Annotated in this window: 29 protein-coding genes and 2 tRNA genes; 18 read left to right on the top strand and 13 right to left on the bottom strand. The window is 64.1% G+C overall.

Translation table 11 applies throughout. The features are described from left to right. Positions 1 to 87 precede the first annotated feature (87 nt). From ACVMB1_RS14515 to lon, 3 genes are all read left to right on the top strand, one after another. Positions 88 to 723, top strand: coding sequence for an ATP-dependent Clp protease proteolytic subunit (locus ACVMB1_RS14515; RefSeq protein ID WP_016847729.1), 636 nt, complete (start codon positions 88 to 90; stop codon positions 721 to 723). 442 nt (positions 724 to 1,165) lie between these two features. After that, on the top strand, positions 1,166 to 2,440 hold the full coding sequence (gene clpX / locus ACVMB1_RS14510) for an ATP-dependent Clp protease ATP-binding subunit ClpX (protein ID WP_018271869.1): 1,275 nt from the start codon (positions 1,166 to 1,168) through the stop codon (positions 2,438 to 2,440). 322 nt (positions 2,441 to 2,762) lie between these two features. Beyond that, positions 2,763 to 5,192 (top strand): endopeptidase La, encoded by a 2,430-nt coding sequence (lon, locus tag ACVMB1_RS14505; RefSeq protein WP_028333951.1) that lies wholly within the window; start codon positions 2,763 to 2,765, stop codon positions 5,190 to 5,192. A gap of 65 nt (positions 5,193 to 5,257) precedes the next feature. Here the strand turns inward: lon and ACVMB1_RS14500 are convergent, their stop codons facing one another. From ACVMB1_RS14500 to ACVMB1_RS14490, 3 genes are all read right to left on the bottom strand, one after another. Then, positions 5,258 to 5,917, bottom strand: a complete 660-nt coding sequence (locus ACVMB1_RS14500) for a glutathione S-transferase family protein (protein WP_141341003.1) — start codon at positions 5,915 to 5,917, stop codon at positions 5,258 to 5,260. Between the two features lie 131 nt (positions 5,918 to 6,048). Continuing rightward, positions 6,049 to 7,260, bottom strand: coding sequence for an MFS transporter (locus ACVMB1_RS14495; protein WP_092077821.1), 1,212 nt, complete (start codon positions 7,258 to 7,260; stop codon positions 6,049 to 6,051). A 1-nt stretch (position 7,261) separates the two neighbouring features. Then, positions 7,262 to 7,930 (bottom strand): GntR family transcriptional regulator, encoded by a 669-nt coding sequence (locus tag ACVMB1_RS14490; protein WP_028340149.1) that lies wholly within the window; start codon positions 7,928 to 7,930, stop codon positions 7,262 to 7,264. 198 nt (positions 7,931 to 8,128) lie between these two features. Between ACVMB1_RS14490 and ACVMB1_RS14485 the strand changes: the two genes are divergently transcribed. Further along, entirely contained in the window at positions 8,129 to 8,539 is a 411-nt protein-coding gene (locus ACVMB1_RS14485; RefSeq protein WP_076825336.1) for a GFA family protein, read from the top strand. 63 nt (positions 8,540 to 8,602) lie between these two features. After that, positions 8,603 to 8,679 (top strand) — tRNA-Val (locus ACVMB1_RS14480). Between the two features lie 163 nt (positions 8,680 to 8,842). Here ACVMB1_RS14480 and ACVMB1_RS14475 read toward each other — a convergent pair. Further along, on the bottom strand, positions 8,843 to 9,052 hold the full coding sequence (locus ACVMB1_RS14475; RefSeq protein WP_016847733.1) for a hypothetical protein: 210 nt from the start codon (positions 9,050 to 9,052) through the stop codon (positions 8,843 to 8,845). Positions 9,053 to 9,300: 248 nt separating this feature from the next. Between ACVMB1_RS14475 and ACVMB1_RS14470 the strand changes: the two genes are divergently transcribed. The 3 genes from ACVMB1_RS14470 (at position 9,301) to ACVMB1_RS14460 (ending at position 10,854) form a co-directional block, all read left to right on the top strand. Further along, the gene (locus ACVMB1_RS14470) at positions 9,301 to 9,582 is read left to right on the top strand and encodes a hypothetical protein (RefSeq protein WP_038385060.1); all 282 of its coding nucleotides are present in this window, start codon (positions 9,301 to 9,303) and stop codon (positions 9,580 to 9,582) included. Positions 9,583 to 9,605: 23 nt separating this feature from the next. Beyond that, complete coding sequence (locus ACVMB1_RS14465) at positions 9,606 to 9,911, top strand: YciI family protein (protein ID WP_141341002.1); 306 nt, start codon at positions 9,606 to 9,608, stop codon at positions 9,909 to 9,911. Positions 9,912 to 10,002: 91 nt separating this feature from the next. Beyond that, entirely contained in the window at positions 10,003 to 10,854 is an 852-nt protein-coding gene (locus tag ACVMB1_RS14460; RefSeq protein ID WP_141341001.1) for a class I SAM-dependent methyltransferase, read from the top strand. Positions 10,855 to 11,015: 161 nt separating this feature from the next. Here the strand turns inward: ACVMB1_RS14460 and pepT are convergent, their stop codons facing one another. Then, positions 11,016 to 12,272, bottom strand: a complete 1,257-nt coding sequence (gene pepT, locus ACVMB1_RS14455; RefSeq protein ID WP_141341000.1) for a peptidase T — start codon at positions 12,270 to 12,272, stop codon at positions 11,016 to 11,018. A gap of 172 nt (positions 12,273 to 12,444) precedes the next feature. Continuing rightward, positions 12,445 to 12,768 carry an HU family DNA-binding protein gene (locus tag ACVMB1_RS14450; RefSeq protein ID WP_259171327.1) on the bottom strand — a complete coding sequence of 108 codons (324 nt, stop codon included), beginning with the start codon at positions 12,766 to 12,768 and terminating at the stop codon, positions 12,445 to 12,447. Positions 12,769 to 13,075: 307 nt separating this feature from the next. On the opposite strand from ACVMB1_RS14450, the gene ACVMB1_RS14445 reads away from it, so the two are divergent. Beyond that, positions 13,076 to 13,152: transfer RNA gene (locus ACVMB1_RS14445), tRNA-Asp, on the top strand. A 116-nt stretch (positions 13,153 to 13,268) separates the two neighbouring features. On the opposite strand, the gene ACVMB1_RS14440 is transcribed toward ACVMB1_RS14445, so the two are convergent. The 5 genes from ACVMB1_RS14440 to ACVMB1_RS14420 form a co-directional block, all read right to left on the bottom strand. After that, a complete protein-coding gene (locus ACVMB1_RS14440) occupies positions 13,269 to 14,573 on the bottom strand; it encodes a hypothetical protein (RefSeq protein WP_057016460.1) in 1,305 nt (434 codons plus the stop codon). 156 nt (positions 14,574 to 14,729) lie between these two features. Then, on the bottom strand, positions 14,730 to 14,921 hold the full coding sequence (locus ACVMB1_RS14435) for a hypothetical protein (RefSeq protein WP_076825345.1): 192 nt from the start codon (positions 14,919 to 14,921) through the stop codon (positions 14,730 to 14,732). A 14-nt stretch (positions 14,922 to 14,935) separates the two neighbouring features. Continuing rightward, a complete protein-coding gene (locus tag ACVMB1_RS14430) occupies positions 14,936 to 15,136 on the bottom strand; it encodes a hypothetical protein (protein ID WP_028333962.1) in 201 nt (66 codons plus the stop codon). Positions 15,137 to 15,234: 98 nt separating this feature from the next. Beyond that, positions 15,235 to 15,879, bottom strand: a complete 645-nt coding sequence (locus ACVMB1_RS14425) for a haloacid dehalogenase-like hydrolase (RefSeq protein WP_141340999.1) — start codon at positions 15,877 to 15,879, stop codon at positions 15,235 to 15,237. Between the two features lie 191 nt (positions 15,880 to 16,070). Next, positions 16,071 to 16,274, bottom strand: a complete 204-nt coding sequence (locus tag ACVMB1_RS14420; RefSeq protein ID WP_057016463.1) for a hypothetical protein — start codon at positions 16,272 to 16,274, stop codon at positions 16,071 to 16,073. 199 nt (positions 16,275 to 16,473) lie between these two features. Between ACVMB1_RS14420 and ACVMB1_RS14415 the strand changes: the two genes are divergently transcribed. Further along, positions 16,474 to 17,487, top strand: a complete 1,014-nt coding sequence (locus ACVMB1_RS14415) for a TRAP transporter substrate-binding protein (protein WP_246786887.1) — start codon at positions 16,474 to 16,476, stop codon at positions 17,485 to 17,487. Positions 17,488 to 17,528: 41 nt separating this feature from the next. Here ACVMB1_RS14415 and ACVMB1_RS14410 read toward each other — a convergent pair whose 3' ends face one another. After that, positions 17,529 to 18,800: a spinster family MFS transporter gene (locus tag ACVMB1_RS14410; protein ID WP_141340998.1), complete on the bottom strand. Its 1,272-nt coding sequence runs from the start codon at positions 18,798 to 18,800 to the stop codon at positions 17,529 to 17,531. 47 nt (positions 18,801 to 18,847) lie between these two features. Continuing rightward, positions 18,848 to 20,038, bottom strand: coding sequence for an aromatic ring-hydroxylating dioxygenase subunit alpha (locus ACVMB1_RS14405; protein ID WP_076825351.1), 1,191 nt, complete (start codon positions 20,036 to 20,038; stop codon positions 18,848 to 18,850). Between the two features lie 130 nt (positions 20,039 to 20,168). Between ACVMB1_RS14405 and ACVMB1_RS14400 the strand changes: the two genes are divergently transcribed. The 8 genes from ACVMB1_RS14400 to nuoF all read left to right on the top strand — a co-directional run bounded on the left by ACVMB1_RS14400 (position 20,169) and on the right by nuoF (position 25,891). After that, the gene (locus tag ACVMB1_RS14400; RefSeq protein ID WP_057016467.1) at positions 20,169 to 20,684 is read left to right on the top strand and encodes a MarR family winged helix-turn-helix transcriptional regulator; all 516 of its coding nucleotides are present in this window, start codon (positions 20,169 to 20,171) and stop codon (positions 20,682 to 20,684) included. A 214-nt stretch (positions 20,685 to 20,898) separates the two neighbouring features. Next, positions 20,899 to 21,264 carry an NADH-quinone oxidoreductase subunit A gene (locus ACVMB1_RS14395; protein ID WP_141340997.1) on the top strand — a complete coding sequence of 122 codons (366 nt, stop codon included), beginning with the start codon at positions 20,899 to 20,901 and terminating at the stop codon, positions 21,262 to 21,264. A 50-nt stretch (positions 21,265 to 21,314) separates the two neighbouring features. After that, complete coding sequence (locus ACVMB1_RS14390; protein ID WP_199805213.1) at positions 21,315 to 21,860, top strand: NuoB/complex I 20 kDa subunit family protein; 546 nt, start codon at positions 21,315 to 21,317, stop codon at positions 21,858 to 21,860. A gap of 10 nt (positions 21,861 to 21,870) precedes the next feature. Beyond that, on the top strand, positions 21,871 to 22,488 hold the full coding sequence (locus ACVMB1_RS14385; protein ID WP_057016469.1) for an NADH-quinone oxidoreductase subunit C: 618 nt from the start codon (positions 21,871 to 21,873) through the stop codon (positions 22,486 to 22,488). After that, a complete protein-coding gene (locus ACVMB1_RS14380) occupies positions 22,485 to 23,681 on the top strand; it encodes an NADH-quinone oxidoreductase subunit D (protein WP_076825356.1) in 1,197 nt (398 codons plus the stop codon). The genes ACVMB1_RS14385 and ACVMB1_RS14380 overlap by 4 nt, the downstream gene beginning before the upstream one ends. Positions 23,682 to 23,722: 41 nt before the next feature. Further along, entirely contained in the window at positions 23,723 to 24,334 is a 612-nt protein-coding gene (nuoE, locus tag ACVMB1_RS14375; RefSeq protein ID WP_141340996.1) for an NADH-quinone oxidoreductase subunit NuoE, read from the top strand. Beyond that, on the top strand, positions 24,334 to 24,546 hold the full coding sequence (locus ACVMB1_RS14370; RefSeq protein WP_035631350.1) for a hypothetical protein: 213 nt from the start codon (positions 24,334 to 24,336) through the stop codon (positions 24,544 to 24,546). The genes nuoE and ACVMB1_RS14370 overlap by 1 nt, the downstream gene beginning before the upstream one ends. A 19-nt stretch (positions 24,547 to 24,565) precedes the next feature. Beyond that, complete coding sequence (gene nuoF, locus ACVMB1_RS14365; protein WP_069276819.1) at positions 24,566 to 25,891, top strand: NADH-quinone oxidoreductase subunit NuoF; 1,326 nt, start codon at positions 24,566 to 24,568, stop codon at positions 25,889 to 25,891. Position 25,892: the final 1 nt, after the last annotated feature.

Here is a 25,892-nt window from a genome sequence, read left to right as displayed (position 1 = left end):
ATATCTGGGTTAAGCCTTGAGGCAGTAGTCTTGAGCCAAGTAGTCTTGAGCAAAGTTCTGCATCACCCCTAACCCTTGGGTTCTTTCATGCGCGATCCCGTTGAAACCTACATGAACCTCGTGCCGATGGTCGTCGAGCAGACCAATCGCGGCGAACGCGCCTACGACATTTTCTCGCGCCTGCTGAAAGAGCGCATCATCTTCGTCACCGGTCCGGTGGAAGACGGCATGTCGACGCTGATCGTCGCGCAGTTGCTGTTCCTCGAGGCCGAGAATCCGAAGAAGGAAATCTCGATGTACATCAACTCGCCGGGTGGCGTCGTGACGTCGGGTCTTGCGATCTACGACACGATGCAGTTCATCCGTCCGCCGGTATCGACGCTGTGCACCGGGCAGGCGGCCTCGATGGGCTCGCTGCTGCTGGCTGCGGGCGAGAAGGACATGCGCTTCACGCTGCCGAATTCCCGCATCATGGTGCACCAACCCTCCGGCGGCTTCCAGGGTCAGGCCACCGACATCATGCTGCACGCGCAGGAGATCCTGAATCTCAAGAAGCGCCTCAACGAAATCTACGTGAAGCATACCGGTCAGACCTACAAGGCGATCGAGGACGCGCTGGAGCGCGACAAGTTCCTCACCGCCGAGGACGCCAAGGCGTTCGGCCTCGTCGACAAGGTCATCGACAAGCGTCCGGACGATCCGGCCGCCGCGAAGGCGGCCTGATCTGGGCAGGCATCTCGAGGCGTCGGTGTGATCTCCACATTGACGCCTCACATAACCGGCAAAAGCAGGGTGCTGGACCCGCCGGCGGGTGCATGCGCACAGCGGAAAGTTCCGCTTTCGTGCTCATATACCGACGTGGTAATCCCGCAACGTTCCGTGGATTTCGACGCGTATTCCACGTGCGATCGTTGAAAATCACGGTATTGTCACGGTCTTGAGCCGGCCATCCGATTAGCGAATTCTTGATAGTCGGGTGCCAGCATGGTTGGCTGTGATGCATCGGCTATGATCGCGGAGATTCGAATAAACCGTGATCCACACGGTCAGTATTGCGTAAGGGTCTTTTTTGGTACGGAATTTGCTCTATCTACCCAACAGCCCGGTTGTGTGCCGGATTGGGTCGATCTGGCAAACAAGATCGAACGGCGGACGGAGATAATGAATGAGTAAGGTCGGCACGAGCGACGCCAAGAACACGCTATATTGCTCGTTCTGCGGCAAGAGCCAGCATGAAGTTCGCAAGCTGATTGCCGGACCGACTGTCTTCATTTGCGACGAGTGTGTCGAACTGTGCATGGACATCATTCGCGAGGAGAACAAGTCCTCGCTGGTGAAGTCGCGCGACGGCATCCCGACGCCGAAGGAAATCTGCAAGGTCCTGGACGACTACGTGATCGGCCAGAGCCATGCCAAGAAGGTGCTGTCGGTCGCCGTCCACAACCACTACAAGCGGCTCAACCATCAGACCAAGCACAACGACGTCGAACTGGCGAAGTCGAACATTTTGCTGATCGGTCCGACCGGTTCGGGCAAGACGCTGCTCGCGCAGACGCTGGCCCGCATCCTCGACGTGCCCTTCACCATGGCTGACGCGACGACGCTGACTGAAGCCGGCTATGTCGGCGAGGACGTCGAGAACATCATCCTGAAGCTGCTGCAGGCCGCCGACTACAACGTCGAGCGTGCGCAGCGCGGCATCGTCTATATCGACGAAATCGACAAGATCAGCCGCAAATCGGACAACCCCTCGATCACCCGCGATGTGTCGGGCGAGGGCGTCCAGCAGGCGCTGCTGAAGATCATGGAAGGCACTGTGGCTTCGGTCCCGCCGCAGGGCGGCCGCAAGCATCCGCAGCAGGAGTTCCTGCAGGTAGATACCACCAATATCCTGTTCATCTGCGGCGGTGCGTTCTCGGGCCTCGAGAAGATCATCTCCGCGCGCGGCCGCTCGACCTCGATCGGCTTCGCGGCGCAGGTGCTCGCGCCGGAGGACCGCCGCACCGGCGAGATCTTCCGTCACGTCGAGCCGGAAGATCTGCTGAAGTACGGCCTGATCCCGGAATTCGTCGGCCGTCTGCCCGTCGTTGCGACGCTGGAGGACCTCGACGAGACCTCGCTGAAGAAGATCCTGACCGATCCGAAGAACGCGCTGGTGAAGCAGTACCAGCGGCTGTTCGAGATGGAGAACATCGAGCTGACCTTCGCCGACGAGGCGCTTGGCGCGGTCGCCCGCAAGGCGATCGAGCGCAAGACCGGCGCGCGCGGCCTGCGGTCGATCCTGGAGAGCATCCTGCTCGAAACCATGTTCGATCTCCCGGGCCTGGAAGGCGTCGAGGAAGTCGTGATCTCGCGCGAGGTCGTCGAGGGAACGGCGCGTCCACTCTACATCTACGCGGATCGTTCCGACCGCGCCGTCGAGAGCAGCGCGAGCGCCTAAACGGCGCTCGTCCCGACCCGCCAAAAATGCACGGCTGCCGGACGCTCCGGCGGCCGCCGTGGCGCAGCAGCGGCGCCCTTACGGCGTGGCAGCAAATGCTTGTTTAGCCTATATTTCCCGACACTTCTGAGACTTGACACCCCCCCGCCTGATAGCCACCTAATGCTATCGGTGAGGGATCTCATCCGTTGAGATTCGTCGCTTCACGATGCGGAATAAGCGGCTGCCGACGGCATTCTCATTCCGCATCACCAAGGCACCTTGTGGCGGTTGCGCAAGCAGGCGGACTGCGTGCAAGGGGGCACAACAAAAGGATTAGGCCATGACGACCTCAAAACCCCGGCCAACGATCGTCCACGGCGAAAGCCACTCCTATCCGGTGCTGCCGCTCCGCGACATCGTCGTCTTCCCGCACATGATCGTGCCGCTCTTCGTCGGCCGCGAGAAATCGATCCGCGCGCTCGAAGAGGTGATGAAGAACGACGCGCTGATCATGCTCGCGACGCAGAAGAACGCGTCCGATGACGATCCGGCACCCGATTCAATTTACGAGACCGGTACGCTCGCCAGCGTCCTGCAGCTCCTGAAACTGCCCGACGGCACCGTCAAGGTGCTGGTCGAGGGCCTCGAGCGCGCGCGCGTCGAGAAGTATTCCGACCGCAGCGAATATTATGAGGCGACCGCGGTCGCGCTCGCCGACACTGACGCCAACTCGGTCGAAGCCGAGGCGCTGGCGCGGTCGGTCGTGTCCGACTTCGAAAGCTATGTGAAGCTGAACAAGAAGATCTCCGCCGAAGTCGTCGGCGTGGTTCAGGCGATCACCGATTTCGCCAAGCTCGGCGATACCGTTGCCTCGCATCTCGCGGTCAAGATTGCCGATCGGCAAGCGATCCTGGAGACGTTGTCCGTCACGCAGCGCCTGGAGAAGGTGCTGGGCCTGATGGAGAGCGAGATCTCGGTGTTGCAGGTCGAGAAGCGCATCCGCTCGCGCGTCAAGCGCCAGATGGAGAAGACCCAGCGCGAGTATTACCTGAACGAGCAGATGAAGGCGATCCAGAAGGAGCTCGGCGACGACGAAGGTCGCGACGAGCTGGCCGATCTGGAGGAGAAGATCTCCAAGACCAAGCTGTCCAAGGAAGCGCGCGAGAAGGCCCAGCACGAGCTGAAGAAGCTGCGCCAGATGTCGCCGATGTCCGCGGAAGCGACCGTCGTGCGCAACTATCTGGATTGGCTGCTGTCGATCCCGTGGGGCAAGAAGTCCAAGGTCAAGAAGGACCTCGAGGCCGCGCAGGCGGTGCTGGACTCCGATCACTACGGACTAGAGAAGGTCAAGGACCGTATCGTCGAGTATCTCGCGGTGCAGTCGCGCGCCAACAAGCTGACCGGACCGATCCTGTGCCTGGTCGGGCCTCCCGGCGTCGGCAAGACCTCGCTCGGCAAGTCGATCGCGAAGGCCACGGGGCGCGAATTCGTGCGCGTGTCGCTCGGCGGCGTGCGTGACGAGGCCGAGATCCGCGGTCACCGCCGCACCTATATCGGCTCGATGCCCGGCAAGATCATCCAGTCGATGCGCAAGGCGAAGACCTCGAACCCGCTGTTCCTGCTGGACGAGATCGACAAGATGGGCGCCGATTTCCGCGGCGATCCGTCGTCGGCGCTGCTTGAGGTCTTGGACCCCGAGCAGAACTCGACCTTCAACGACCACTACCTGGAGGTCGACTACGACCTGTCCAACGTGATGTTCATCACGACCGCGAATACGCTGAATATTCCCGGCCCGCTGATGGACCGCATGGAGATCATCCGGATCGCCGGCTACACGGAGAACGAGAAGGTCGAGATCGCGCGCAAGCATCTGATCCCGAGCGCGCTCTCCAAGCACGGTCTGGACTCCAAGGAATGGTCGATCGACGACGCGGCCTTGCTCTTGATGATCCGCCGCTACACCCGCGAAGCGGGCGTGCGTAACCTGGAGCGTGAGCTCTCCACACTCGCCCGCAAGGCGGTGAAGGAGCTGATGATCTCCAAGAAGAAGTCGGTGAAGGTCACCGAGGCGAACATCGAAGAGTTCCTCGGCGTTCCGAAGTATCGCTTCGGCGAGATCGACGACGAGGATCAGGTCGGTATCGTCACCGGTCTGGCCTGGACCGATGTCGGCGGCGAGTTGCTCACCATTGAAGGCGTCATGATGCCCGGCAAGGGCAAGATGACCGTCACGGGCAATCTGCGCGATGTGATGAAGGAGTCGATCTCGGCGGCGGCGTCCTACGTCCGCTCGCGTGCGATCGTCTACGGCATCGAACCGCCGATGTTCGACCGCCGCGACATCCACGTTCACGTGCCGGAGGGCGCGACGCCGAAGGACGGTCCGTCTGCCGGCGTTGCGATGGCCACCGCGATCATCTCGGTCATGACCGGCATTCCGGTCCGCCACGATGTCGCGATGACCGGCGAGATCACGCTGCGTGGTCGCGTGCTGCCGATCGGCGGTCTGAAGGAGAAGCTCCTGGCCGCCGCCCGCGGCGGCATCAAGACGGTGCTGATCCCGGAGGACAACGCCAAGGATCTCACGGAGATTTCCGATGCGATCAAGGGCGGCATGGACATCATTCCGGTCTCGCGGCTGGATGAGGTCGTCGCCAAGGCGCTGGTCCGCGTGCCCGCGCCGATCGTCTGGGAAGAGGAGACGAGCAAGGTCGACGTCAAGCCCGATGCTTCCGATGAAGCGTCCGGCGGCCTGACGGCGCACTGAGCGAGCTCAGATCGACATAAGAAAACGGCGCCTTTGGGCGCCGTTTTTGTTTTCGCTGTTCGCGATCAGGTCGGGAAGGCTGCGGCTCTGTCCGCGGCGGCAAAGTGCGCCATCTGATCGGCATGCGCTTTTGCGAAAGCCGGCCGGGCCGTGGCGCGCGCGACGTAGTCGCGACACGCGGGATATTCCGCCAGTCCGTCGAAGCGGTCGACCAGGCGCAGCACATCCGCCATGAGAATGTCGGCGACGGAGAATGGCCCGGCCAGCCATTTGCGGCCCGCGAGCACCGGCTCCATGTACCTGAGCCGGGATTGCAGGAAGCCGTCGAAGCGTGTCCATGCCGACGTGCCGCCGCTCTCGCCCGAGAATACCAGGAGCGACCAGGGCAGGCTCGCCATCTCGACCGAGTTGAGCGCTGCGAACAGCCATTTCAAAGCCTCGTTGCGTTGGTGCGGATCGGTCGGCAGCAGCGCGTCGCTGCGCTCGCCGAGATGCAGCAGGATCGCGCCGCTCTCGAAGATCGAGATGTCGCCGTCGGTCAGCCACGGCACCTGGCCGAACGGCTGGTGCGCGAAGTGCTCGGCGCTCCGATCGCGAAATGGCACGCTCGCAACGCGATACGGCAAGCGCGCCTCTTCCAGTGCCCAGCGCACCCGGAGGTCGCGCACAAATCCCCGCGGCATCTCCGGAACCCAATCGAAGGTGGTAAGCGTCAGGTCGGCCATTGGGGATCTCCATTTGCTGGCTTCACAGCAAAGAACGAACCAATGGCGCGCATTCCGACACCCCGACGGGCTTTTTCGTCGTTGCGGTACGGAACGATCGAGTTGCCGGCGTGGGTACGCCGGCGCCGGAACTAGTCTTTCCTCTCGACGACGAAATTGCCGATCGCGCCGAGTGCCATCAGCACGCTGGTGCCGAGGAACACCGCGGGCATGCCGATATGGCCGCCGATGAAGCCGCCGGCGAGCGGGCCGATCACCTGGCCGGCATATTGCGCCGAGATAGAATAGCCGAGCATGCTGCCGGTGACCGCATCAGGCACGTTGTGCCGGATCACGCTCGCGATGCAGGGCAGGAGGCCGCCGAGCGCGAGCCCCATCAGGAAGCGCAGCAGGATCAACTGCCAGCCGCTGACCACGAAGGCCTGCGGGATCAACAGCAGCGCGGAGACAGCAAGGCAGATGGTGATGATCCGCCAGTGGCCGACCCGATCGGCCAGCTTGCCGAGATGCGAGGACGACAAGAGGCTGCCGAAGGCCGCCGCCGACATCACGAGGCCGGCGACGAACGTCACCTGCGGTGCTTCGACCAGTTGCGCGACATAGACCGTGATGATCGGCTCGATCGACATGTTGGCGACCATCAGCAGCAGGCCGGTTCCCCACATCGCGACGACAGGGCGCTTGTCCGGGACCAGCGACCAGCCGCCACGCGCCTTGCCGCCTTTCGCGGTCTTCGGGCGTGCTTCCTCGCGGATCAAAAAGGTCGTGCCGAGGAAGGTGAAGAAGATGACGCCGCCGATCAGGAAGAAGGTCGCGCGGATGCCGATCAGCCCCGGCAGCACGCCGCCGATCAAGGGACCGACCAGGCTGCCGGCCATGATGCCGGCCGACAGCACGCCGATCGCCCAGCCGGATCGCGCTTTCGGCGTCTGCGCCGCGACCAGCACGGTCGAACCCGACGCGTAGCCGCCGAGCAGGCCGGTCAGCAGCCGCAGGCCGACCAGCTCATAGACGTTGTGCGCCATGCCGATCAGCGACATCGCGATCGCCATGCCGAGGCTGGCGCGGATCAGCATCAGCTTGCGGCCGTAGCGATCGGCGAGCCGTCCCCACAGCGGCGCCGTCAGCGCCGCGCTGAAGAAGGTCGCGCCATAGGCGACGCCCGACCATTGCACGATCGCGGCATGATCGGTCACGCCGAGCTGCTCGACATAGAGCGGCAGGAACGGCAGCAGCAGCGTCATCCCCACGATTGTCGTGAAGGAGCCGAACACGCAGACGATCAAATTGCGTTTCCAGGGGCCCGCGTCGAGCAGGGCTTCGCGATCGACTTCGATGTTCATGTCAGCGCAGCCCGATCACGGCGAAGCCGCGCGCCCGCAGGCCGCGGCGATCCTCGTTCAGCGAACGCAGCAGGCGATCACGGGTATCGGTGATGTGGTCGGCGGCCTCGCGCGCGGCGGCCTCCGGATCGTTGGCCTTGATGAAGCCGAGGATGCGCCGGTGCTCGCGCCAGGCCTGCTCGCGCGACGGCTCGGTCCACACTTCCAGCCAGCGCGCCCGCGACAGCCTCGTCATGGCGCCGGCGATCGCCTTGACGATGAAGGGGTTGCCGGAGAGCCGCGCGATCTCGACATGGAAATCGGTGCCGACCCGATGCCATTCCTCGCGCGGCGCGCCGGACTGGCAGGCATCCAGCATCTCCTCGACGCCGGCGATATCGGCTGCGCTCGCCCGCGCGCAGGCGAGGCGCACCGCCGTCGTCTCCAGCGGAATCCGGAACTCGGCCAGCGCCTCCAGCTCACCGAGGTCGATCGGTGCGACGATCCAGTTGCGGCCGTCGCGGCGCACCAGCTCTTCGCCTTCGAGCCGGACCAGCGCGGCACGGATCGGCGTGCGCGATCCCTCGAACCGGCTCTCCAGCCAGCGCTCGGTCAGTCGCTCGCCGGGGCCCAGGTCGAGCGACAGGATCATCTCCCGGAGCTGGTCATGGATCTGAAGCATCTGCGACATGGCGCCGTCCTTTGGCCGCCTTAGCGGGTACAGAATCTCGGTCTGGCGGGTTTGGTATCCCGATTTGGTATCCCAAACAAGGTGGGTACGGGATACCGGCGTTGCTCCGCAAGGGAAGTGGGCCGAGAGCCAGGCCCCCTGGACGATGGAACCGCGCCCACGGCGGTTGCTTTGTTTGACGGAATTGGAGAGCGCCATATGCGTATCGACGGGCAATGCCATTGCGGGGCTATCACCTATCAGGCCGAGATCGACCCGGAACGGGTCTCGATCTGCCATTGCACGGACTGCCAGGCGCTGACCGGCTCGCCCTACCGCGTCACGGTGATCTGCGACGCCGAACAGGTGCGGCTGACCGGAGGTGCGCCGAAGGTCTACGGCAAGCGGGGCGATAACGGCCGAATCCGCTTCCAGCACTTTTGCGGCGATTGCGGTTCGCCGCTGTTTACGAGTGGCGAGGACGGCGGGCCCGACGACTGGGGCATCCGCTGGGGCAGCATTCGCCAGCGCGGCCAATTGACCCCGCGACGCCAGGTCTGGTGCCGCTCCGCTGCGCCATGGATCAATGATCTCAAGGAATTGCCAGCGCACCCCAAGGACTGGAGCTGACGGATTGAGGTGTTGCGGCCTTGCGCCTCGGGGGCAGGCGAGGCTAAAGAGGCGCGCAGGTAAGGGCGGCTAGCTCAGCTGGTTAGAGCATCTCGTTTACACCGAGAGGGTCGGGAGTTCGAATCTCTCGCCGCCTACCAGCCTTCGCACCTCACGGGCTACGGCTGGGCAAGCCAGCCTGTGAGCACGAATTCATCCGCTTGTTCGGTTCGCAGGGCGAAGGCTGTCGCACCGAAGCTCGAAGAGCGCAGGCGGACCGGCTGCCTGAATGTGCGGGCGTGCTTCCCCGTTTTGGATCCAGCCCTATGGCTGAAGCATCCTGATGGTCGCGATCGGCCACTTCCCGATGTGGCCCTTGATCGAGATGCGCAACCCATGAGATTCGTCGAGAAACACGCCCTCGACGGTCCCTGCGGTTCCATCGGTGAGAACCGCGGCTCGTCCGACCAGCTCGGCCTCCGCTTGCACATGCTCGCGCAGGATGACGGTGGCGCGGTGTTTCACGAGCTGCAAAGCGGCCTCTGGTTGATGAGCCCTACGGAGTAAGGCCATTGCATCGCTCTCGGTGAACGCGCGGAGAGGGCGCGATCCCGGCCGTGGAGTAGTCTCATGGGGATGGCCGGGACCGCGCTTGCTCCGCGCTGGCGTGCCGAATGTCATTCGATCCCCGATGGTGCGAAAGGTGCCGAAAGTCACGCGCTCCGATTTGATGCCGACGCTGCAGCGATGCTATTCTGTCCGCCTAACCGGGAACTTGATGCATGCGCAAACTCGCCGCGATTTTTCTTCTCACCATGATTGCCGGACCCGCATTCGCACAGTCGGATCACGTTCAGCGCTATCGCGAAGAGGTCGAGAAGTCGCCGGCCGATGCGGCCAACGAGGCGCGCCAGCAGCGCGCCTATCAGCGGGCGCTCAGTGGTGTGCCGGATCAGAAGCCGACCGATCCCTGGGGCATCGCGCGCAGCGACGGGCAGGGCGCGCCCAAGGCGAATGCCGCGAAGCCGAAACCGGCCAAGCCCACGAGCGCAGCCGCCAAATAGAGCTCCGAGCGCGGATCAGGTCGATGAAATACTACGTCTGCAAATTGACCGGACCGCGCCCGACCTTTCCTCAGGATATGGCGCCGCAGGAAGCCGCCATCATGCAGGCGCACGTCGCCTATTGCGGCGAACTGCTGCAGGCCGGCAAGGCGCTGGTGTTCGGACCGGTCGCCGATCCCGCCGGGGTCTGGGGACTCGGCGTGCTGCAATTGCCTGACGATGCCGATCCGCAGGAGATCGTCGCCAACGATCCCGTCACCAAGGCCGATGCCGGATTCACCTATCAGCTGATGCCGATGCTGCGCGCCGCGACGCGCGAGACTTGCTAGGGCATGATCCGGAAAAGTGCGAAGCGGTATTCCGAAAAGGATCATGCCCAAGCATGAGACGACAGAAGCTTCCTAACGAGGTTTGGATCGCATGAACGCTGGCCATCCGCAGAACGCCGACCAGATTGCTTATTGGAACGGGCCGGGCGGTCAGCGCTGGGCCACACGGCAGGCCGCGCAGGATATCGTGCTGCAGCCGGTGCTCGACCTCCTGATCGATCGTGCCGCGCCGAAAGCCGGCGAACGCGTCGTCGATGTCGGCTGTGGCAGCGGCGCCTCGAGCTTCGCGCTGGCGGCCAAGGTCGCGCCCACAGGTCACGTGCTCGGCGTCGATGTCTCGGAGCCGATGCTGACGCGGGCGCGGCAGAGCGCGCCGCAGGGTTTGCCGGTGGAGTTCGCGCTGGCCGACGCGACCATCTATCCGTTTGTCAGCGAGAGCTTCGATCTGTTGGCCTCGCGCTTTGGCGTGATGTTCTTTGCCGATCCCGTGACGTCGTTCGCCAATCTGCGCAAGGCGATGAAGCCGACCGGCCGTCTCGCCTTCGTCTGCTGGCAGGAGCCGCGCGAAAATCCGTTCTTCATGACGCCGCTTGCTGCCGTCTACAAGCACGTGCCGAAACTGCCGCCGCTAGGGCCCGAGGATCCCGGCCCGTTCGCGTTCGCCTCCGAGGCCCGGGTGAAGCGGATCCTGGGCGAAGCCGGCTTCTCCGGCATTGCCATGGAGCCGTGCCGGGTTGAGCTTGATGTCGCGACCGGGCGCGGCATCGATGCCGCGATACAGGGCGCGCTCGAGATCGGGCCGGCCAGCCGCGCGCTGGAAGGGCACCCTGATGAGGTGCGCGCTGCGGCGATCGCCTCGATGCGCGAGGCGCTGGCGCCTTTCTTGAAGGGCGATGCGGTGCTGCTGCCCGGCGCGATCTGGATCGTGACCGCGCGGGCATAGAACTCTCGGGACCAAGCACTCCGTCATTGTGCGCGCGAGCAAGCAATCCATCGCGCCGCATATGTGCCAGCATGGATTGCTTCGTCGCTTCAGCGCAAAATTGCTTCGCAATTTTGTCGCCGAGCTCCTCGCAATGACGGAAGAAAAAGGAGCTGCGACTCCTACGCTCGCTCTTCCCAGATCATCGCCAGGTGCACGATGGTCTGCACGGCTTTCTCCATGTCCTGCCGGCTGACCCATTCGAGCCGCGAATGGAACGCGTGCTCTCCGGCGAAGATGTTCGGGCAGGGCAGTCCCATGAAGGACAGCCGCGAGCCGTCAGTGCCGCCGCGGATCGAGGTCTTCACCGGCGTGAGACCGGCGCGCTCGATCGCCTCGATCGCATAGGCCACGATCTGCGGGTGGCGATCGATCACATCCTTCATGTTGCGGTACTGCTGCTTGACCTCCATGCGGTAGGTCGAGCGCGGATAGCCCTTCATGATGTCCTTCACGATGTCTTCCAGCAGCGATTCCTTCTGCTTCAGGCCGGCCTCGGTGAAATCGCGCACGATGAAGTCGATCCGCGCGTTCTCCAGCGCGCCGGAGATCGCGACCGGATGCAGGAAGCCTTCCTTGCCCTCGGTGGTCTCGGGCGAGCAGGTGTCCTTCGGCAGGCGATCGACGATCGCGGCGGCGATCTTGATCGCGTGCTCCATCTTGCCCTTGGCGAATCCCGGATGGGTCGCGACGCCTTCGATGATGATGCTGGCGCCGTCGGCCGAGAAGGTCTCGTCCTCGATATGGCCGGCGGTCTCGCCGTCCATGGTGTAACCGAAATCGGCCCCCAGCTTCTTGATGTCGACCTTGTCGACGCCGCGGCCGATCTCCTCGTCCGGCGTGAACAGGATCTTGATGGTGCCGTGCTTGACCTGCGGATTGGTGATCAGGAAATGCGCGGCATCCATGATCTCGGCAAGGCCCGCCTTGTTGTCGGCGCCGAGCAGGGTGGTGCCGTCGGTGGTGATGATGTCGTTGCCGATCTGGTCGGCTAGCGCTTGGTGCTCGGCGGGGCGGATCACCTGCGAGGCATCGGCGGGAAGCACGATGTCGCCGCCGCGGTAGTTCTTCACGACCTGCGGCTTGACGTTCTTGCCGGTGCAGTCGGGAGAGGTGTCCATGTGCGAGCAGAAGCAGATCACCGGCACTGTCTTGTCGGTGTTGGCCGGGATCGTCGCATAGACGTATCCGTGCGGATCAAGATGCGCGTCGGATATCCCCATCGCCTGCAGCTCGGCGACCAGCAGGCGCCCGAGATTCTTCTGCTTCTCGGTGGAAGGCGTGGTGGGTGAATCCGGATCGGACTGGGTGTCGATCACGACATAGCGCAGGAAGCGCTCGGTGACGGTGTGCTTGAAGTCGAGAGCCGGTGCCAGCATGAAAACCGCGCAAAAAACTGGAGAAAGGAACAATGCGCTTTGGCGAAGTTGGTTCGCGCGAGCAAACCGCGTCAAGGCGAGTTTCGAAGGACACTCCTATAACAGAAAAGCGCCACCCCGGGGCCGCGTCACGAGCCGGAATGGCGCTTTGCCTTAACGGAGAGAGTAGGCGCTAGACGGCTTCCTTCAGCTCCTTGGCGGCGCGGAAGGCGACCTTCTTGCTGGCCTTGATGTGGATCTGTTCGCCGGTCGCCGGGTTGCGGCCCATGCGGGCGGCGCGCTTGCGGACCTGGAGGATGCCGAGGCCGACGATCCTGATGCGCTCGCCCTTCTTGAGGTGCTTGGTGATCCTGGTGACCATATCGGTCAGGATCGCCTCGGCCTGTTTCTTGGACAGCTCCTGCTCTTCGGCGATGGCCGCCGCCAAATGCTTCAGCGTGATCGTCGCCGGTGTCGCTGCTTTCTTCGCCATGTCTGGCCCTCCTCGTTGCTGAATGGCTGGATTGCTGCTTTTCACGCGAATGGCGCGCCGTTCGCGTCGGGAAAATGCGTCCGGACAAGTCCTGAAAACCGCCGGTTCCGGGAACGGCAGCGCCGGGCCGGCCACAGGAAACCCAGACGTATCAGGCCTTATTTGATTCGGGGCTTCGCTGACTACGCCGTTTCCCCTGAAAACAGGCGACAACCCGCGTATGTGCCGCGAAAATGCCGATGCTGTGCAGGGATCCGCAACCTCCTTGACTAACCGGATGCGGGCCTTTATGCCCTCGGTCCTGCGCGGATCAATCCGACGATCGGCATCCGCGGGAGTAGCTCAGTTGGTTAGAGCGCCGCCCTGTCACGGCGGAGGCCGCGGGTTCGAGTCCCGTCTCTCGCGCCATTTATTTCAATGACTTAGCAGCGTGTTTGGCCCGAAACCATTGGTCCCTCTGGACCGGTGCCATAACGAGTTGCCTGCCCTCCTGTTCACTGCACCTGGCGAACTGCCGCGACAGCTCAGGACGCCGCGAGGCCGACAACGCTGACGGGTTGAGCGGCCTGCTCGAGCCTGACCGATAATGCCACGCGCTGTTCGGGCGTCAGCCACCACAGCAGGAACAGCAGTGCTATCCCGTTCGACAGCAGGCCTGTCGTGAGCGGCACGTTCATGATCGCCTGAACTGCGATGCCGGACGAAACCGCGATGAAGCGCGGCGACAGGTGCTTTGAGACCATCGATCCCACCGACAGGATCAGGCCGCAGACGAAAGCCGACACCGGGGCGAGCGCAAGACCGACCGATGCGATGCCCTCGGTGGCGAGGAAGGACGCGTTGAAATTGCCGTCCTGATAAATCGCTCCGAGGGTCGGGCCGAGCTCGCCGTACGGGCAGGCGGTTATGTATCGCAGGACGGTGATCTGGCAGAACCGGGTGAGTTCGCGGTGCGCAAAGAAGTCGGCGTATTGATCGAGCGCGAGTGACGGGATCGCGACGAAGCGCAGATTGATGGTGCTGAACACGATGTAGGTCTTGTCGGACACGAGGACGGCGAAAGCCAAAAGGCCGACGATCATCGGGATCAGAAATGCGAGCACCGTGGCCAGCCGCGGGTCGAACCGGCCGTACAGCCAGAACAGAAACGGCAGCCAGATCGGCAACAGAAGGACGGTCTTGTTGTTGACGACGGGATAGAAGCAAAGCGCAAGCAGCAGCACCCCGGCCGCCGGCATCCACCGGCTGCGCGATGCGAAATGCGCGAACAAATAGGGCAGGACCGCGCCGGTCATGATTCCGGTGAGATAGTTCAACAGCGCCGGGCGCACGACGGCGGTGCGGGCTGCGCCATAGGGATTGCCAAGATTGGCCCCGTAGGAGATGTCGGCCACCAGCACGGCGAAGCACGACGCCAGCAGCAGAATCGCGATGCGCTTGACGGCCGCCTCGGACAAATCGGGCCGCCAAACCGGGATATTCTGTAACATCAGAGGGATCATCGCTGCGGCCAGCGCGGCGATCATGGCCCAGCGGGCGATGGCGTGCGGATAGTCGAAGGCGCTGAAGAAGCTGAGCCAGACGAAGCCGAACACGGCTGACAGCAGCGAGAAGCCGACCAGATAACCGAAGCTGAATCGTGCCGCGACGAACGCCGGGACGAACGCGACCATGATGGTGATGCCGAGGACGGCCTGCGCGGTGATGCCGGATCGCCAGACATGCATCGCCGGGAATGCGTGCCCACAGGCGATCATCGAGGCGACGCTGAGGACGAAGAACCCGGGGATCGTGACCCCGACAACCAGGTCACCGCGCGTCAATGTCATCGGTCCGTCCGAATCCGAAAGCTGCCAGGCAGCTAGCCGGTCGGCCCTGGACGAAGCAAGTTAAGCAATATCTCGGTCTGTGTTGTTATGTTTCTGCCTGGCCATTCGTCTCCGCGATGCCCTACGAATTCACACAACGGCAACGCCCTGCCTTGATCAGGCAAAGAATGCGGCGACCGCGTTGAGGTCGGATTGTCCCGGTGCATCGCCGCGCAAATTGGCGTCGATGATGCGGCGGCAGGCGTCAACCGTGTGGGTGTCGCCCAATTCGTTGGCGGCCTCGAGGATCGACCAGACCGTGTCCAAGGGAACGTCGCTCTGCGTGGTCGCCTTCGGGTCTGACAGCATTGGCGGGGCCGCGGTTAGAATTCGAACAGGTCACGGCCGCGCCGCGCCAAATTGTGCAGGTCCGCCACCGTGCCGCGCACCGCGTTGCAGCGGCGGCATTCGATGATGGTGTCGCCGGATGCATGCGCCGGATCGGCGACCTTGATCGCCAGGCTGCCGCAATCCGTGCAGATGATCTTGAAGCCGGTTGAAATTACTTGCTGCTGCAAATTCATTGTGGCCTGCGCCTTTGTTGACGCCGACCTTAGCCGGGCAACTTTTAAGACTGGGGTCGCGGAGCGGATTGCAATCGAACAACCGCGTTAGGGCGCGGTTAAGATTTCGCTGCGGTCGCGCGGCCCTGCAAATGCAGCGTCGGCCTGCCGAGCCCGGCCGCGGCGGCGCGCACGGCATCGCGGGCATTGACGGTGATGATGCCGGCGGCGTGGGCCCAGACCGCGAGGTCGGAGGCGCTGTCGCCGGCGTAGATGAAGCCCCCGGGAAATGTCCTTTGCAACAGGTCGGCCTTGTTGGCGCCCTTGAGATTATGTTCGCCGTCGGAGGCAAGCACCTGGTCGATCCAAGGCAGACGCGACGCCAGCTTCTGAGCGAGCAGCGCGTCGGCCGCGGTTGCCAGCACGATGCGGCGGCCGGCCGCGTTCTCGCGCTCGGCCAATGCGACGACGTCCTGGTGCAGTTCGATCCGGCTCCAGTCGATGCGCTGGCGCTGTGCGAGCCGGCGCTTCAGCGCCGCGCGGCCGCGCGTCAGCCAGGCGGCGCATGACACGACGATCAGCGGATTGCGGCGCAGGATCGAGACGAAGCTCAGATAGAGCAGGTCGCCCGTGATCAGCGTGCCGTCGAGGTCGAGCACCAGCGGCAGCGATGCCGGGAGGCCGAGCAAAGGGGGCGACCCGTCGGTGCGGGAAGCATGCTGCGGCTTCGCAATGTTGTCGCCGGCGAGGCGAGGTTCAGTCATTCGCGGCGCTCAGCCGGGTTGCGACCTTGCACACGTCGATCGCGCGCACTCCGGTCTCGGTGGTCCACAATCGCCGTAGCCGAACCTGCTCGCAAAGGCCACACCGTCCTGGTCCGAGCTTGAGACGATCAGGACCAACAAGAAAGGCCGCCCAGGGGCGGCCGTTGTGTCTGCCGAGGCTTGAAAGCGTCTTAGCGGACCGTGGAGGTGCCCGACGAGGTGATCGCCACCGGCTTGCCAGCCTTGATGACCTGCGTGGACTGGGCAGTCTGGGTGAAATCCGCGTTGTTCCGGGCCGAAATGCCGAGCGCCGCGATCCCGATCCCCGCAATAAGGGCAACCACCACAATCTTGAGATGGGTCGCGCGGTCAGCTGAATGGATCGAGTGGTTCATGGTCGCCTCCGGGCGTCTGTGCGCCGTCTATGGCAGGTACTGGTAAGGCCCATCTGTTTCCGGATCGTTTCGTGAGTTCCGGGAAATGGTTTCGTGCCACGGGCGGATTGGTTTCACCGTGCCTTGCGTCACACTGCCGGCCGGCTAAAACTGCCCAAGGCGCGGAAATGCGCTTGGGAGAAAAACAATAATGAAAACAATGAGACTAACCCGGCGCCGGGTCCTTGGAACCGGCTCCGCGGCACTCGCCGCCACGATGTTTGGTAAGCGCGCCGTTGCGGCGGCCGAGTTCGACTTCAAGCTCGGCGTCAACACTCCGGAAACCCATCCGCTAACAATCCGCCTGACTGAGGCCGCCAAGGCGGTCGGCGCGCAGTCGTCCGGCCGGGTCAACATCACGGTGTTCGCCAACAGCCAGCTCGGAGGCGATCCGGAGATGCTGTCGCAGGTCCGCGCCGGCGGGATCGAGCTGCTGGCCGCGCCCAGCATGACGCTGTCGACGCTGGTGCCGCTATCGGGGCTGCCCAGCATCGGTTTCGCCTTTCAGTCCTACGACCAGGTCTGGGCGGCTATGGACGGCGGCGTCGGCGACCTCGTGCGCGAGGCGATCACGAAGACCGGCGTCGTGCCGCTGAAGAAGGTCTGGGACAACGGCTTCCGTCAGATCACCTCGTCGTCGAGCCGGCAGCTCAACAGCGTCGACGATCTCAAGGGTTTCAAGATCCGCGTGCCGGTGACGGCATTGCTGACGTCGCTGTTCTCAGGGCTTGGCGCGCTGCCGTCGAGCATCTCCTACAGCGAACTCTATTCGGCGCTGCAGACCCACATCGTCGAAGGGCAGGAGAACCCGCTGGCGCAGGTCTCGACCGGCAAGCTCTACGAGGTGCAGAAATTCTGCGCGCTCTCGAACCATTGCTGGAGCGGTTACTGGATCCTCGGCAACCGCCGCGCGATGGCGGCCCTGCCGCCCGATCTGCTCGAGTTCATCAATGCCGCGTTCGACGCCGCGGCGGTGAAGGAGCGCACCGATCTGGTCGAGATGGACCGCTCGCTGCAGGCCGAGCTGACCGAGAAGGGCATGACCTTCAACAAGCCCGATCCCGTGCAGTTCAGGGCCGCGTTGGTGAAGGCCGGCTTCTACACGCAGTGGCAGAAGACCTACGGCGCGGACGCCTGGGCGGCGCTGGAGAAATACACCGGCAAGCTGACGTGAGCGCAGCCTGACATCACGCGCCGGCTCGGCTGAGACGGGTGCTAGCTCGCGCGCGCGATGTCGGCGCGGATCGCGCGTGCCGCCAACACGAACAGCAGGGCACCGAGCGTCGTCGTGAGCGCGGCCGACAGCAGCGAGTAGCGAACCGCATCGACGCCGTAGGTGCCTTTCAGCGCGTCATTGATCATGCCGACGGCGAGGGGGCCGACGCCCTGGCCGAAGCAGGTCGCGGTCAGCAGCACGATCGCCGAGGCCAGCGCGCGCATGCTGGGTTTTGCCACCGTCTGCGCAATCGCGAAGATCGGGCCGAGATGAAAGCCGACCATGAACGAGGTCAGCGCCAGCGTCGCGACCATCAGCGTGAAGCTTTGCGTCAGCATGCACAGCGCGAACACCGGGCCGGCGAGACCGGACATGATCGCGGGCGCCCACAGCTTCCAGCGGTCGTCGCGACGGCCGATCTGCGCCACCACGAGGCCACCGATCAGCGTGCCCGCCATGCCGGCGAGACCCTTGAAGGTGCCGGCATAGGTGCCGATCTCGGCGCTGGTGAGGTGATGGATCCGCGCCAGGAACGGCGGGATCCACACCGCGGTGGCGTAGTTGGTGTAGGTCGTCAGACAAGAGCCGATTAGCACGATGACGAAGCTCGGCTGCGATACCAGGAAACGCAGCGTCGGCCCCAGCGGCTCGGCCTTGAAGGTCTCGGCCATCGCGCCGCGCTTCGGCTCGGCGATCGTCAGCCACAAGACGGCGGCGAGCGCGATGCCGGGCAGGCCGGCGGTGAAGAACGCCATCCGCCAGCCATAGTGCTGGTTGACATAGCCGCCGATGAAATAGCCGAGGAAGACGCCGAGATAGGTGCCGATCGCGTAGATGCCGAGCGCGCGCGGTCGTTCGTTTTTGCATTGCGAGGCCGGCGTGCCCGCCGACTCCCCGATGCCGACGCCGACCCGGGCCAATGCCAGCGTCGTGATGCTGGAGGCGAGGCCGCAGAGATAGGTCATCGCGCTCCAGAACGCGAAGGCGACCGCGACGATGTTGCGGCGGTTGAGGCGATCGGCCATCCGCGCGATCGGAATGCCGAGCAGCGAATAGAACAGCACGAAACCGAACCCGGCGAGCAGGCCCATCGTGGTGTCGCTGAGCGTGAACTCCTTCTTGATCGGTTCGATCAGCACGTTGAAGATGGTGCGGTCGAGGAAGTTGAGGGCGTAGATGATCGTGAGCAAGGCGAGGACGTAGTAGCGGAGCGCCGAGGGCGCGGCCGCAGCTTGCGTTGGCGCGGCCGCCTGCGGTGCGACATCGACCATCACTTCCTCCCCCGATCTTCTTTGTTGTTGTTGCTTGCGCGCGGGCCTTACGCCTCGCGGATGTAATTCCCTGCCTCGAATTCGACCGGCCTCGTGTCGGCGTCGAACGACACCCCGATCGGGTCGCGGCCGGTGGCCATGGCCTCGAGCTGGTCAGCGAGCATCCGGCGGATCATCAGGATGCCGCGGTCGCTCTGGCCAAAATGCTCTTCGGAATGGATCGTCACCGCTCCCTGGCCGACCTGGGCCTCGTAGTCGCCGGGAAATTGCTGGTGCTCGGCCTCGGTCATGTCCCACCAGAACTTGCCGTTGAACTTCGAGCGCATCCGCCCGATATCGCCCGCGTTCTTGACCCGGCCGGCGACGTAGATGCGGAACGAGGTGTCGTCGATCGGCAAGGTCCAGCCGATCGATTCGACGCGCGCGAACTGCGCGACGCGCGGATTGGGCACGACGCGGAGTGTGGGGAGGGCGGCCTCGGTGACGCGATAGAACACCTTGCCGTCGTCCTGCCTGCGGATCGAACGCACCGTGATGCCGCGCGGCGACATCTCGAACTTCACGTCGGGCATCGAGGCCATCATGTTGGTGAACTGCGGCCCTGAGAACGAGCCGTGCAGCACCGGCACATGGTAGGGGTCGGCGACGTTCTCGAAATGCTGCAGCCAGTTGCAGGGGATCACGGCAGGGCCGCCGCCGCCGATCGAGGAATCGTCGGCCTCGACGAACTCGCCGTCGTCCATGTTTTCCAGGCACTCGTAGCGCGGCAGCACCGGCCTTTTCTCGGCCGGCCCCATATAGGCGAAGATCAGGCCGTAGCGTTCCTGCACCGGATACCAGGGCTGGCGCACCTTGTCCTTGAACAGGCCGCCGTCGGGCTCGCAGGGTTGTTCGAGGCAGCGGCCCTCGGTGTCGAATTTCCAGCCGTGATAGCAGCAGCGGATACCGTCTTCCTCGACCTTGCCGTAATAGAGCGTGGTGCCGCGGTGGCAGCAGCGCGCATGTAGCAGGCCGGCCCGGCCATGCCGGTCGCGGAACAGGATCAGGTCTTCGCCAAGTGCGCGGACTTTTCTGGGGATATCGGAGGCGTCACCGGTGAGGCCGACCGGGTGCCAATACCGGCGCAACAGCTCGCCCATCGGCGTGCCGCGGCCGACCGAGGTGAGCTCGGTCCGGGTGCTCGACGGCTTCATCGCATAGGCCGTGCCGAGATCGCGGTCCCGCTGGGTGATCGTCATGTTGTCCTCCCCGCCGCTGGTCGGGCGCCGGCGGCTGATCTATCGTTGACCAAGTCAACGATAGATAGATGACAATGTCAACAATATCGTTGAGCTTGGCAGCGCGCGGCTTTGTTGGCAGAGGTTGGTGATGACCGAGAAGCTCAGGACTGAGAGGGCCTTGCCGCCGGAGGCCGTTGTCGATTCCGAACTGGCGCCGATCACCGCGATGATGTCGTCGCGGCTGATGGTGCTGGCGAACCTGCTCAGGCGCGGCGCGATGCTGCGCTACAAGCGCCTGACCGGCCTGTCCTCGGTCGAGTTCGGTCTGGTCGCCTCGCTCGGCCGGCGGCCGCCGATGAGTGTGGTGCGGCTCGCCGAGGCCGTCGGCATGGACAAGGGGCAGATCAGCCGGGCGCTCGCCGAGCTCGTGGCGCGCAAGCTGGTGGCGAAGGCGGCCAATCCGCGCGACAACCGGGAGACCCTGGTCTCTCTCACCAAGGCCGGCCTGGCAGCCCATGATGCCATCGTGGCCGGCGCGCAGGAGCGAAACCGGCACCTGCTGGAACAGCTTGCGCCGGGGGATCTTGAGCTGCTGCTCGGACACATCGATCGGCTCACCCTGACCGCCGCCGAGATGCTCGCTGCCGAGCGGGGGCTGGGCTGATATGGGGAGAGCGCAGGGCACCGGATGGCCGCCGCGGCGTTGCCCATGGAGGCAAGCGCATCCGCCTGATGAGGCCAAGAGCCCGCGGGAAGGACGGTAAAACCGTCAAAATAGCTTGTCTTGCGCCCCCTGTTGCGCTGCGCTAAAGCCTCAAGAACAATTCCAATCAACGAATCTGCGGCATGTCCGAAACCGCAGCAAGAAGGCCTCGCCGATGACCGGCATCCTGCAGAATTATCTCCCACTTGTGGTCTTTATCGGAGTCGCGAGCCTGATCGGTCTGGCACTCCTGATCGCGCCGTTCCTGGTCGCGTTCCAATCGCCGGACCCGGAAAAGCTGTCTGCCTATGAATGCGGATTCAACGCTTTTGACGACGCTCGCATGAAGTTCGACGTCCGGTTCTATCTGGTGGCGATCCTCTTCATCATCTTCGACCTCGAAGTGGCGTTCCTGTTCCCCTGGGCCGCGGCGTTCGGAAAGCTCGGCGCCACCGGGTTCTGGTCGATGATGGTGTTCCTGGCCGTGCTGACGGTCGGGTTTGCGTATGAATGGAAGAAAGGCGCGCTCGAATGGGATTGAGCCCCACCGCCGCAACCTCCCAGCCGGCGATTGCCAAATCTGAGATCGCCATGGCTCCGAAGGGTATTCTTGATCCGTCGACCGGTAGGCCGGTCGGCGCCAATGATCCGTTTTTCCTCGAGGTCAATCACGAGCTGTCCGACAAGGGCTTCTTCGTCGCCGCAGCCGATGACCTCATCACTTGGGCGCGCACCGGCTCCCTGATGTGGATGACCTTCGGTCTCGCCTGCTGCGCGGTCGAGATGATGCAGGTCTCGATGCCGCGCTACGACGTCGAACGCTTCGGCTTCGCACCGCGTGCCTCGCCGCGGCAGTCCGACGTGATGATCGTTGCGGGCACCCTGACCAACAAGATGGCGCCCGCGCTGCGCAAGGTCTACGACCAGATGCCGGAGCCGCGCTACGTCATCTCGATGGGCTCCTGCGCCAATGGCGGCGGCTACTACCACTACTCCTATTCGGTGGTGCGTGGCTGCGATCGCATCGTGCCGATCGACATCTACGTGCCGGGCTGCCCGCCTACGGCGGAGGCACTGCTCTACGGCGTGCTGCTGCTGCAGAAGAAGATTCGCCGTATCGGCACTATCGAACGTTAAGGTTTCAGGTATGGACGACGGCAAGCTCGACGCCCTTGGGCAGACGATCGTGAGCGCGCTTCCGGGCGCGGCCACGGCGCACTCGGTCGCGTTCAATCAGCTCACTATCGACGTCGAGATTGGCAGAATCGTGGACGTCGCCAGGTTTCTGCGTGACGATCCCGGCTGCCGCTTCGTCAACGTCACCGACGTCACCGCGGTCGACTATCCGAGCCGCGAGAAGCGCTTCGACGTCGTCTACCATCTGCTGTCGCCGACGCTGAACACGCGCGTCCGTTTGCGCGGGCAGGCCGACGAGACCACGCAGGTGCCGTCGATCATCGGCGTCTTCCCGGGCGCCGACTGGTTCGAGCGCGAGACCTACGACCTCTATGGCGTGATCTTCACCGGCCATCCCGACATGCGCCGCCTGCTGACGGACTACGGCTTCGACGGCCATCCGCTGCGCAAGGATTTCCCGCTCACCGGCTTCGTCGAGGTCCGCTACGACGACCAGGAGAAGCGGGTGCTGTACGAGCCGGTCAGGCTCAACCAGGAATTCCGCAAGTTCGATTTCCTTTCGCCCTGGGAAGGCGCGGACTATCCGCTGCCCGGCGATGAGAAGGCCAAGGCGGAGCCGAAGCCATGAATGAACAGCCGCAAAACCTTCGTAACTTCACCATCAACTTTGGGCCGCAGCATCCGGCGGCGCACGGCGTGCTGCGCCTCGTGCTGGAGCTCGACGGCGAAGTCGTCGAACGCGTCGATCCGCATATCGGCCTGCTTCACCGCGGCACCGAGAAGCTGATCGAGCACAAGACCTATCTGCAGGCGATTCCCTATTTCGACCGGCTCGACTATGTCGCGCCGATGAACCAGGAGCATGCGTTCTGCCTCGCGGCGGAAAAGCTGCTCGGCATTACGGTGCCGCGCCGCGGTCAGTTGATCCGCGTGCTCTATTGCGAGATCGGCCGCATCCTGTCGCATCTGCTCAACGTCACCACCCAGGCGATGGACGTCGGCGCGCTGACCCCGCCGCTGTGGGGCTTCGAAGAGCGCGAGAAGCTGATGGTGTTCTATGAGCGCGCCTCGGGCTCGCGCATGCACGCGGCGTTCTTCCGCGTCGGCGGCGTGCATCAGGACCTGCCGCCGAAGCTGATCGACGACATCGAGGCGTGGTGCGATCCGTTCCTCAAGGTCGTCGACGACCTCGATCGGCTGCTCACCGGCAACCGCATCTTCAAGCAGCGCAACGTCGACATCGGCGTGGTGCCGCTCAAGGAAGCCTGGGAGTGGGGCTTCTCCGGCGTGATGGTGCGCGGCTCGGGCGCGGCCTGGGACCTGCGCAAGTCGCAGCCCTACGAGTGCTACGCCGAGATGGATTTCGACATTCCGATCGGAAAGAACGGCGACTGCTACGACCGCTATCTGATCCGCATGGAAGAGATGCGCCAGTCGGTGCGCATCATGAAGCAGTGCATCCAGAAGCTCAAGGCACCCGACGGGCAGGGCCCGGTCGTGGTCGAGGACAACAAGATCGCGCCGCCGCGCCGCGGTGAGATGAAGCGCTCGATGGAAGCGCTGATCCATCACTTCAAGCTCTACACCGAAGGCGTGCACGTGCCGGCCGGCGAAATCTATGCCGCGGTCGAGGCGCCGAAGGGCGAGTTCGGCGTCTACCTCGTCGCCGACGGCTCCAACAAGCCCTACAAGTGCAAGATCCGCGCGCCGGGCTTCGCCCATCTGCAGGCGATGGATCACATCTGCAGGGGCCATCTGCTGGCCGACGTTTCCGCCATCCTGGGCTCGCTGGACATCGTGTTCGGCGAAGTCGACCGGTGACGATGTCCGCATCCGAACCGCGCGCAATGAGAGTTTGATCGATGTCCGTCCGCCGCCTTGCCCCGAAGGAATTGCAGCCCGCGAGCTTCACGTTCACGGACGAGAATCTTGCCTGGGCCAAGAAGCAGATCGAGAAATATCCGCCGGGACGGCAGGCTTCGGCCGCGATCGCGATCCTGTGGCGCGCGCAGGAGCAGCATGACGGCTGGGTCTCGGAAGCCGCGATCCGCGCTGTCGCCGACCTGCTCGAGATGCCGCATATCCGCATGCTCGAGATCGCGACGTTCTACACCATGTTCCAGCTCTCGCCGGTCGGCAAGAAGGCGCATGTGCAGGTGTGCGGCACCACGCCGTGCCGGCTGCGCGGCGCCGCCGACCTGATCGAGGTCTGCCAGCACCGCATCCATCACGATCCCTTCCAGCTGTCGAAGGACGGCAACTTCTCCTGGGAAGAAGTCGAGTGCTTAGGGGCCTGCGTGAACGCGCCGATGGTGCTGATCTGGAAGGACACCTATGAGGACCTGACCAAGGAAAGCTTCGGCAAGGTCCTCGACGGCTTTGCCGCCGGCAATCCGCCGAAGCCGGGCCCGCAGGTCGACCGTCAGTTCTCGGCGCCCGCGGGCGGGCCGACGACGCTGAAGGAAACCACCTGATGCGGAGCTTTCAGGTGCTAGCAGATGAGACGGGAAGGGGCGCTGCGATGAAGGCTTGGCGCACGATCGCCCTGCATACCGTTGTCGCGGCGGGCTTCATGTTCCTGCTGCAACGCTATGGCCTGAGCGCCACGCTGGAATCCAGCCTGTTGTGGGCCATCGTGTTCGGCGGCTGCGCTGCCGGGCTCGCTTATTCGCAAGCCAATCGGTGATGTTCGGAAAGTTTTGAGCATGCTCGACGACAAGGACCGCATCTTCAAGAACCTCTACGGCCTGCATGATTGGGGCCTCGAGGGCGCGCGCCGCAGAGGCGCCTGGGATGGCACCAAAGGGATCATCGACAAGGGGCGCGACTGGATCATCAACGAGATGAAGGCGTCGGGTCTGCGTGGCCGCGGCGGCGCCGGCTTCCCGACCGGCATGAAGTGGTCCTTCATGCCGAAGGAATCCAAGGACGGCCGTCCGAGCTATCTCGTCGTCAACGCCGACGAGTCGGAGCCCGGCACCTGCAAGGACCGCGAGATCATGCGGCACGATCCGCATCTTTTGGTCGAGGGCTGCCTGCTCGCGAGCTTCGCGATGGGCGCGCATGCCTGCTACGTCTATATCCGCGGCGAGTTCATCCGCGAACGCGAGCGGCTGCAGGCGGCGATCGACCAGGCCTATGAGGCCAAGCTGGTCGGCAAGGACAATATCAACGGCTGGCCGTTCGACATCTATGTCGCGCACGGCGCCGGCGCCTATATCTGCGGCGAGGAGACCGCGCTGCTCGAGAGCCTCGAGGGCAAGAAGGGCCAGCCGCGGCTGAAGCCGCCGTTCCCGGCCAATGTCGGCCTCTATGGCTGCCCGACCACCGTCAACAACGTCGAGTCGATCGCGGTCGCACCGGACATCCTGCGCCGCGGCGCCGCCTGGTTCGCCGGCATCGGCCGGCCGAACAATGTCGGCACCAAGCTGTTCTGCATCTCCGGCCACGTCGAGCGGCCCTGCAACGTCGAAGAGGCGATGGGGATTCCGTTCCGCGAGCTGATCGAGAAGCATTGCGGCGGCATCCGCGGCGGCTGGGGCAATCTGAAGGCCGTGATCCCCGGCGGTTCGTCGGTGCGCATGGTGCCGGCCGAGCAGATCATCGACACGCCGATGGATTTCGACAGCCTGAGCAAGCTGCGCTCGGGCCTCGGCACCGCGGCGGTGATCGTGATGGACAAGTCGACCGACCTGATCCGGGCGATCGCGCGAATCTCCTATTTCTACAAGCATGAGAGCTGCGGCCAGTGCACGCCGTGCCGCGAGGGCACGGGGTGGATGTGGCGCGTCCTGACCCGCATGGCCGAGGGCCGCGCCCACAAGCGCGAGATCGACATGCTGCTGGAGGTCACCAAGCAGGTCGAGGGTCACACTATCTGCGCGCTCGGCGACGCCGCCGCCTGGCCGATCCAGGGCCTGATCGCGCATTTCCGTCACGAGATCGAAGAGCGCATCGACCAGTATTCGCACAAGGCCGATCTCGACGATCAGGGCGTGCGCGATCCCATGCACATGGTAGCCGCGGAGTAAT

It is taken from the genome of Bradyrhizobium sp. USDA 4504 (assembly GCF_054063995.1).
This window is presented reverse-complemented; position numbering and strand designations above follow the sequence as displayed.

Coding starts and splice junctions, on each gene's coding strand:
- ACVMB1_RS14460 (WP_141341001.1), top strand. CDS start 10,003: ATGAACGCTGGCCATCCGCAGAACGCCGACCAGATTGCTTATTGGAAC.
- ACVMB1_RS14485 (WP_076825336.1), top strand. CDS start 8,129: ATGCGTATCGACGGGCAATGCCATTGCGGGGCTATCACCTATCAGGCC.
- ACVMB1_RS14495 (WP_092077821.1), bottom strand. CDS start 7,260: ATGAACATCGAAGTCGATCGCGAAGCCCTGCTCGACGCGGGCCCCTGG.
- ACVMB1_RS14500 (WP_141341003.1), bottom strand. CDS start 5,917: ATGGCCGACCTGACGCTTACCACCTTCGATTGGGTTCCGGAGATGCCG.
- ACVMB1_RS14395 (WP_141340997.1), top strand. CDS start 20,899: ATGACCGGCATCCTGCAGAATTATCTCCCACTTGTGGTCTTTATCGGA.
- ACVMB1_RS14405 (WP_076825351.1), bottom strand. CDS start 20,038: ATGACGATCACCCAGCGGGACCGCGATCTCGGCACGGCCTATGCGATG.
- ACVMB1_RS14490 (WP_028340149.1), bottom strand. CDS start 7,930: ATGTCGCAGATGCTTCAGATCCATGACCAGCTCCGGGAGATGATCCTG.
- ACVMB1_RS14370 (WP_035631350.1), top strand. CDS start 24,334: ATGCGGAGCTTTCAGGTGCTAGCAGATGAGACGGGAAGGGGCGCTGCG.
- ACVMB1_RS14465 (WP_141341002.1), top strand. CDS start 9,606: ATGAAATACTACGTCTGCAAATTGACCGGACCGCGCCCGACCTTTCCT.
- ACVMB1_RS14415 (WP_246786887.1), top strand. CDS start 16,474: ATGAGACTAACCCGGCGCCGGGTCCTTGGAACCGGCTCCGCGGCACTC.
- ACVMB1_RS14430 (WP_028333962.1), bottom strand. CDS start 15,136: ATGAATTTGCAGCAGCAAGTAATTTCAACCGGCTTCAAGATCATCTGC.
- nuoF (WP_069276819.1), top strand. CDS start 24,566: ATGCTCGACGACAAGGACCGCATCTTCAAGAACCTCTACGGCCTGCAT.
- ACVMB1_RS14470 (WP_038385060.1), top strand. CDS start 9,301: ATGCGCAAACTCGCCGCGATTTTTCTTCTCACCATGATTGCCGGACCC.
- ACVMB1_RS14385 (WP_057016469.1), top strand. CDS start 21,871: ATGGACGACGGCAAGCTCGACGCCCTTGGGCAGACGATCGTGAGCGCG.
- lon (WP_028333951.1), top strand. CDS start 2,763: ATGACGACCTCAAAACCCCGGCCAACGATCGTCCACGGCGAAAGCCAC.
- ACVMB1_RS14515 (WP_016847729.1), top strand. CDS start 88: ATGCGCGATCCCGTTGAAACCTACATGAACCTCGTGCCGATGGTCGTC.
- clpX (WP_018271869.1), top strand. CDS start 1,166: ATGAGTAAGGTCGGCACGAGCGACGCCAAGAACACGCTATATTGCTCG.
- pepT (WP_141341000.1), bottom strand. CDS start 12,272: ATGCTGGCACCGGCTCTCGACTTCAAGCACACCGTCACCGAGCGCTTC.
- ACVMB1_RS14425 (WP_141340999.1), bottom strand. CDS start 15,879: ATGACTGAACCTCGCCTCGCCGGCGACAACATTGCGAAGCCGCAGCAT.
- ACVMB1_RS14390 (WP_199805213.1), top strand. CDS start 21,315: ATGGCTCCGAAGGGTATTCTTGATCCGTCGACCGGTAGGCCGGTCGGC.
- ACVMB1_RS14420 (WP_057016463.1), bottom strand. CDS start 16,274: ATGAACCACTCGATCCATTCAGCTGACCGCGCGACCCATCTCAAGATT.
- ACVMB1_RS14380 (WP_076825356.1), top strand. CDS start 22,485: ATGAATGAACAGCCGCAAAACCTTCGTAACTTCACCATCAACTTTGGG.
- ACVMB1_RS14440 (WP_057016460.1), bottom strand. CDS start 14,573: ATGACATTGACGCGCGGTGACCTGGTTGTCGGGGTCACGATCCCCGGG.
- ACVMB1_RS14410 (WP_141340998.1), bottom strand. CDS start 18,800: ATGGTCGATGTCGCACCGCAGGCGGCCGCGCCAACGCAAGCTGCGGCC.
- ACVMB1_RS14400 (WP_057016467.1), top strand. CDS start 20,169: ATGACCGAGAAGCTCAGGACTGAGAGGGCCTTGCCGCCGGAGGCCGTT.
- nuoE (WP_141340996.1), top strand. CDS start 23,723: ATGTCCGTCCGCCGCCTTGCCCCGAAGGAATTGCAGCCCGCGAGCTTC.
- ACVMB1_RS14435 (WP_076825345.1), bottom strand. CDS start 14,921: ATGCTGTCAGACCCGAAGGCGACCACGCAGAGCGACGTTCCCTTGGAC.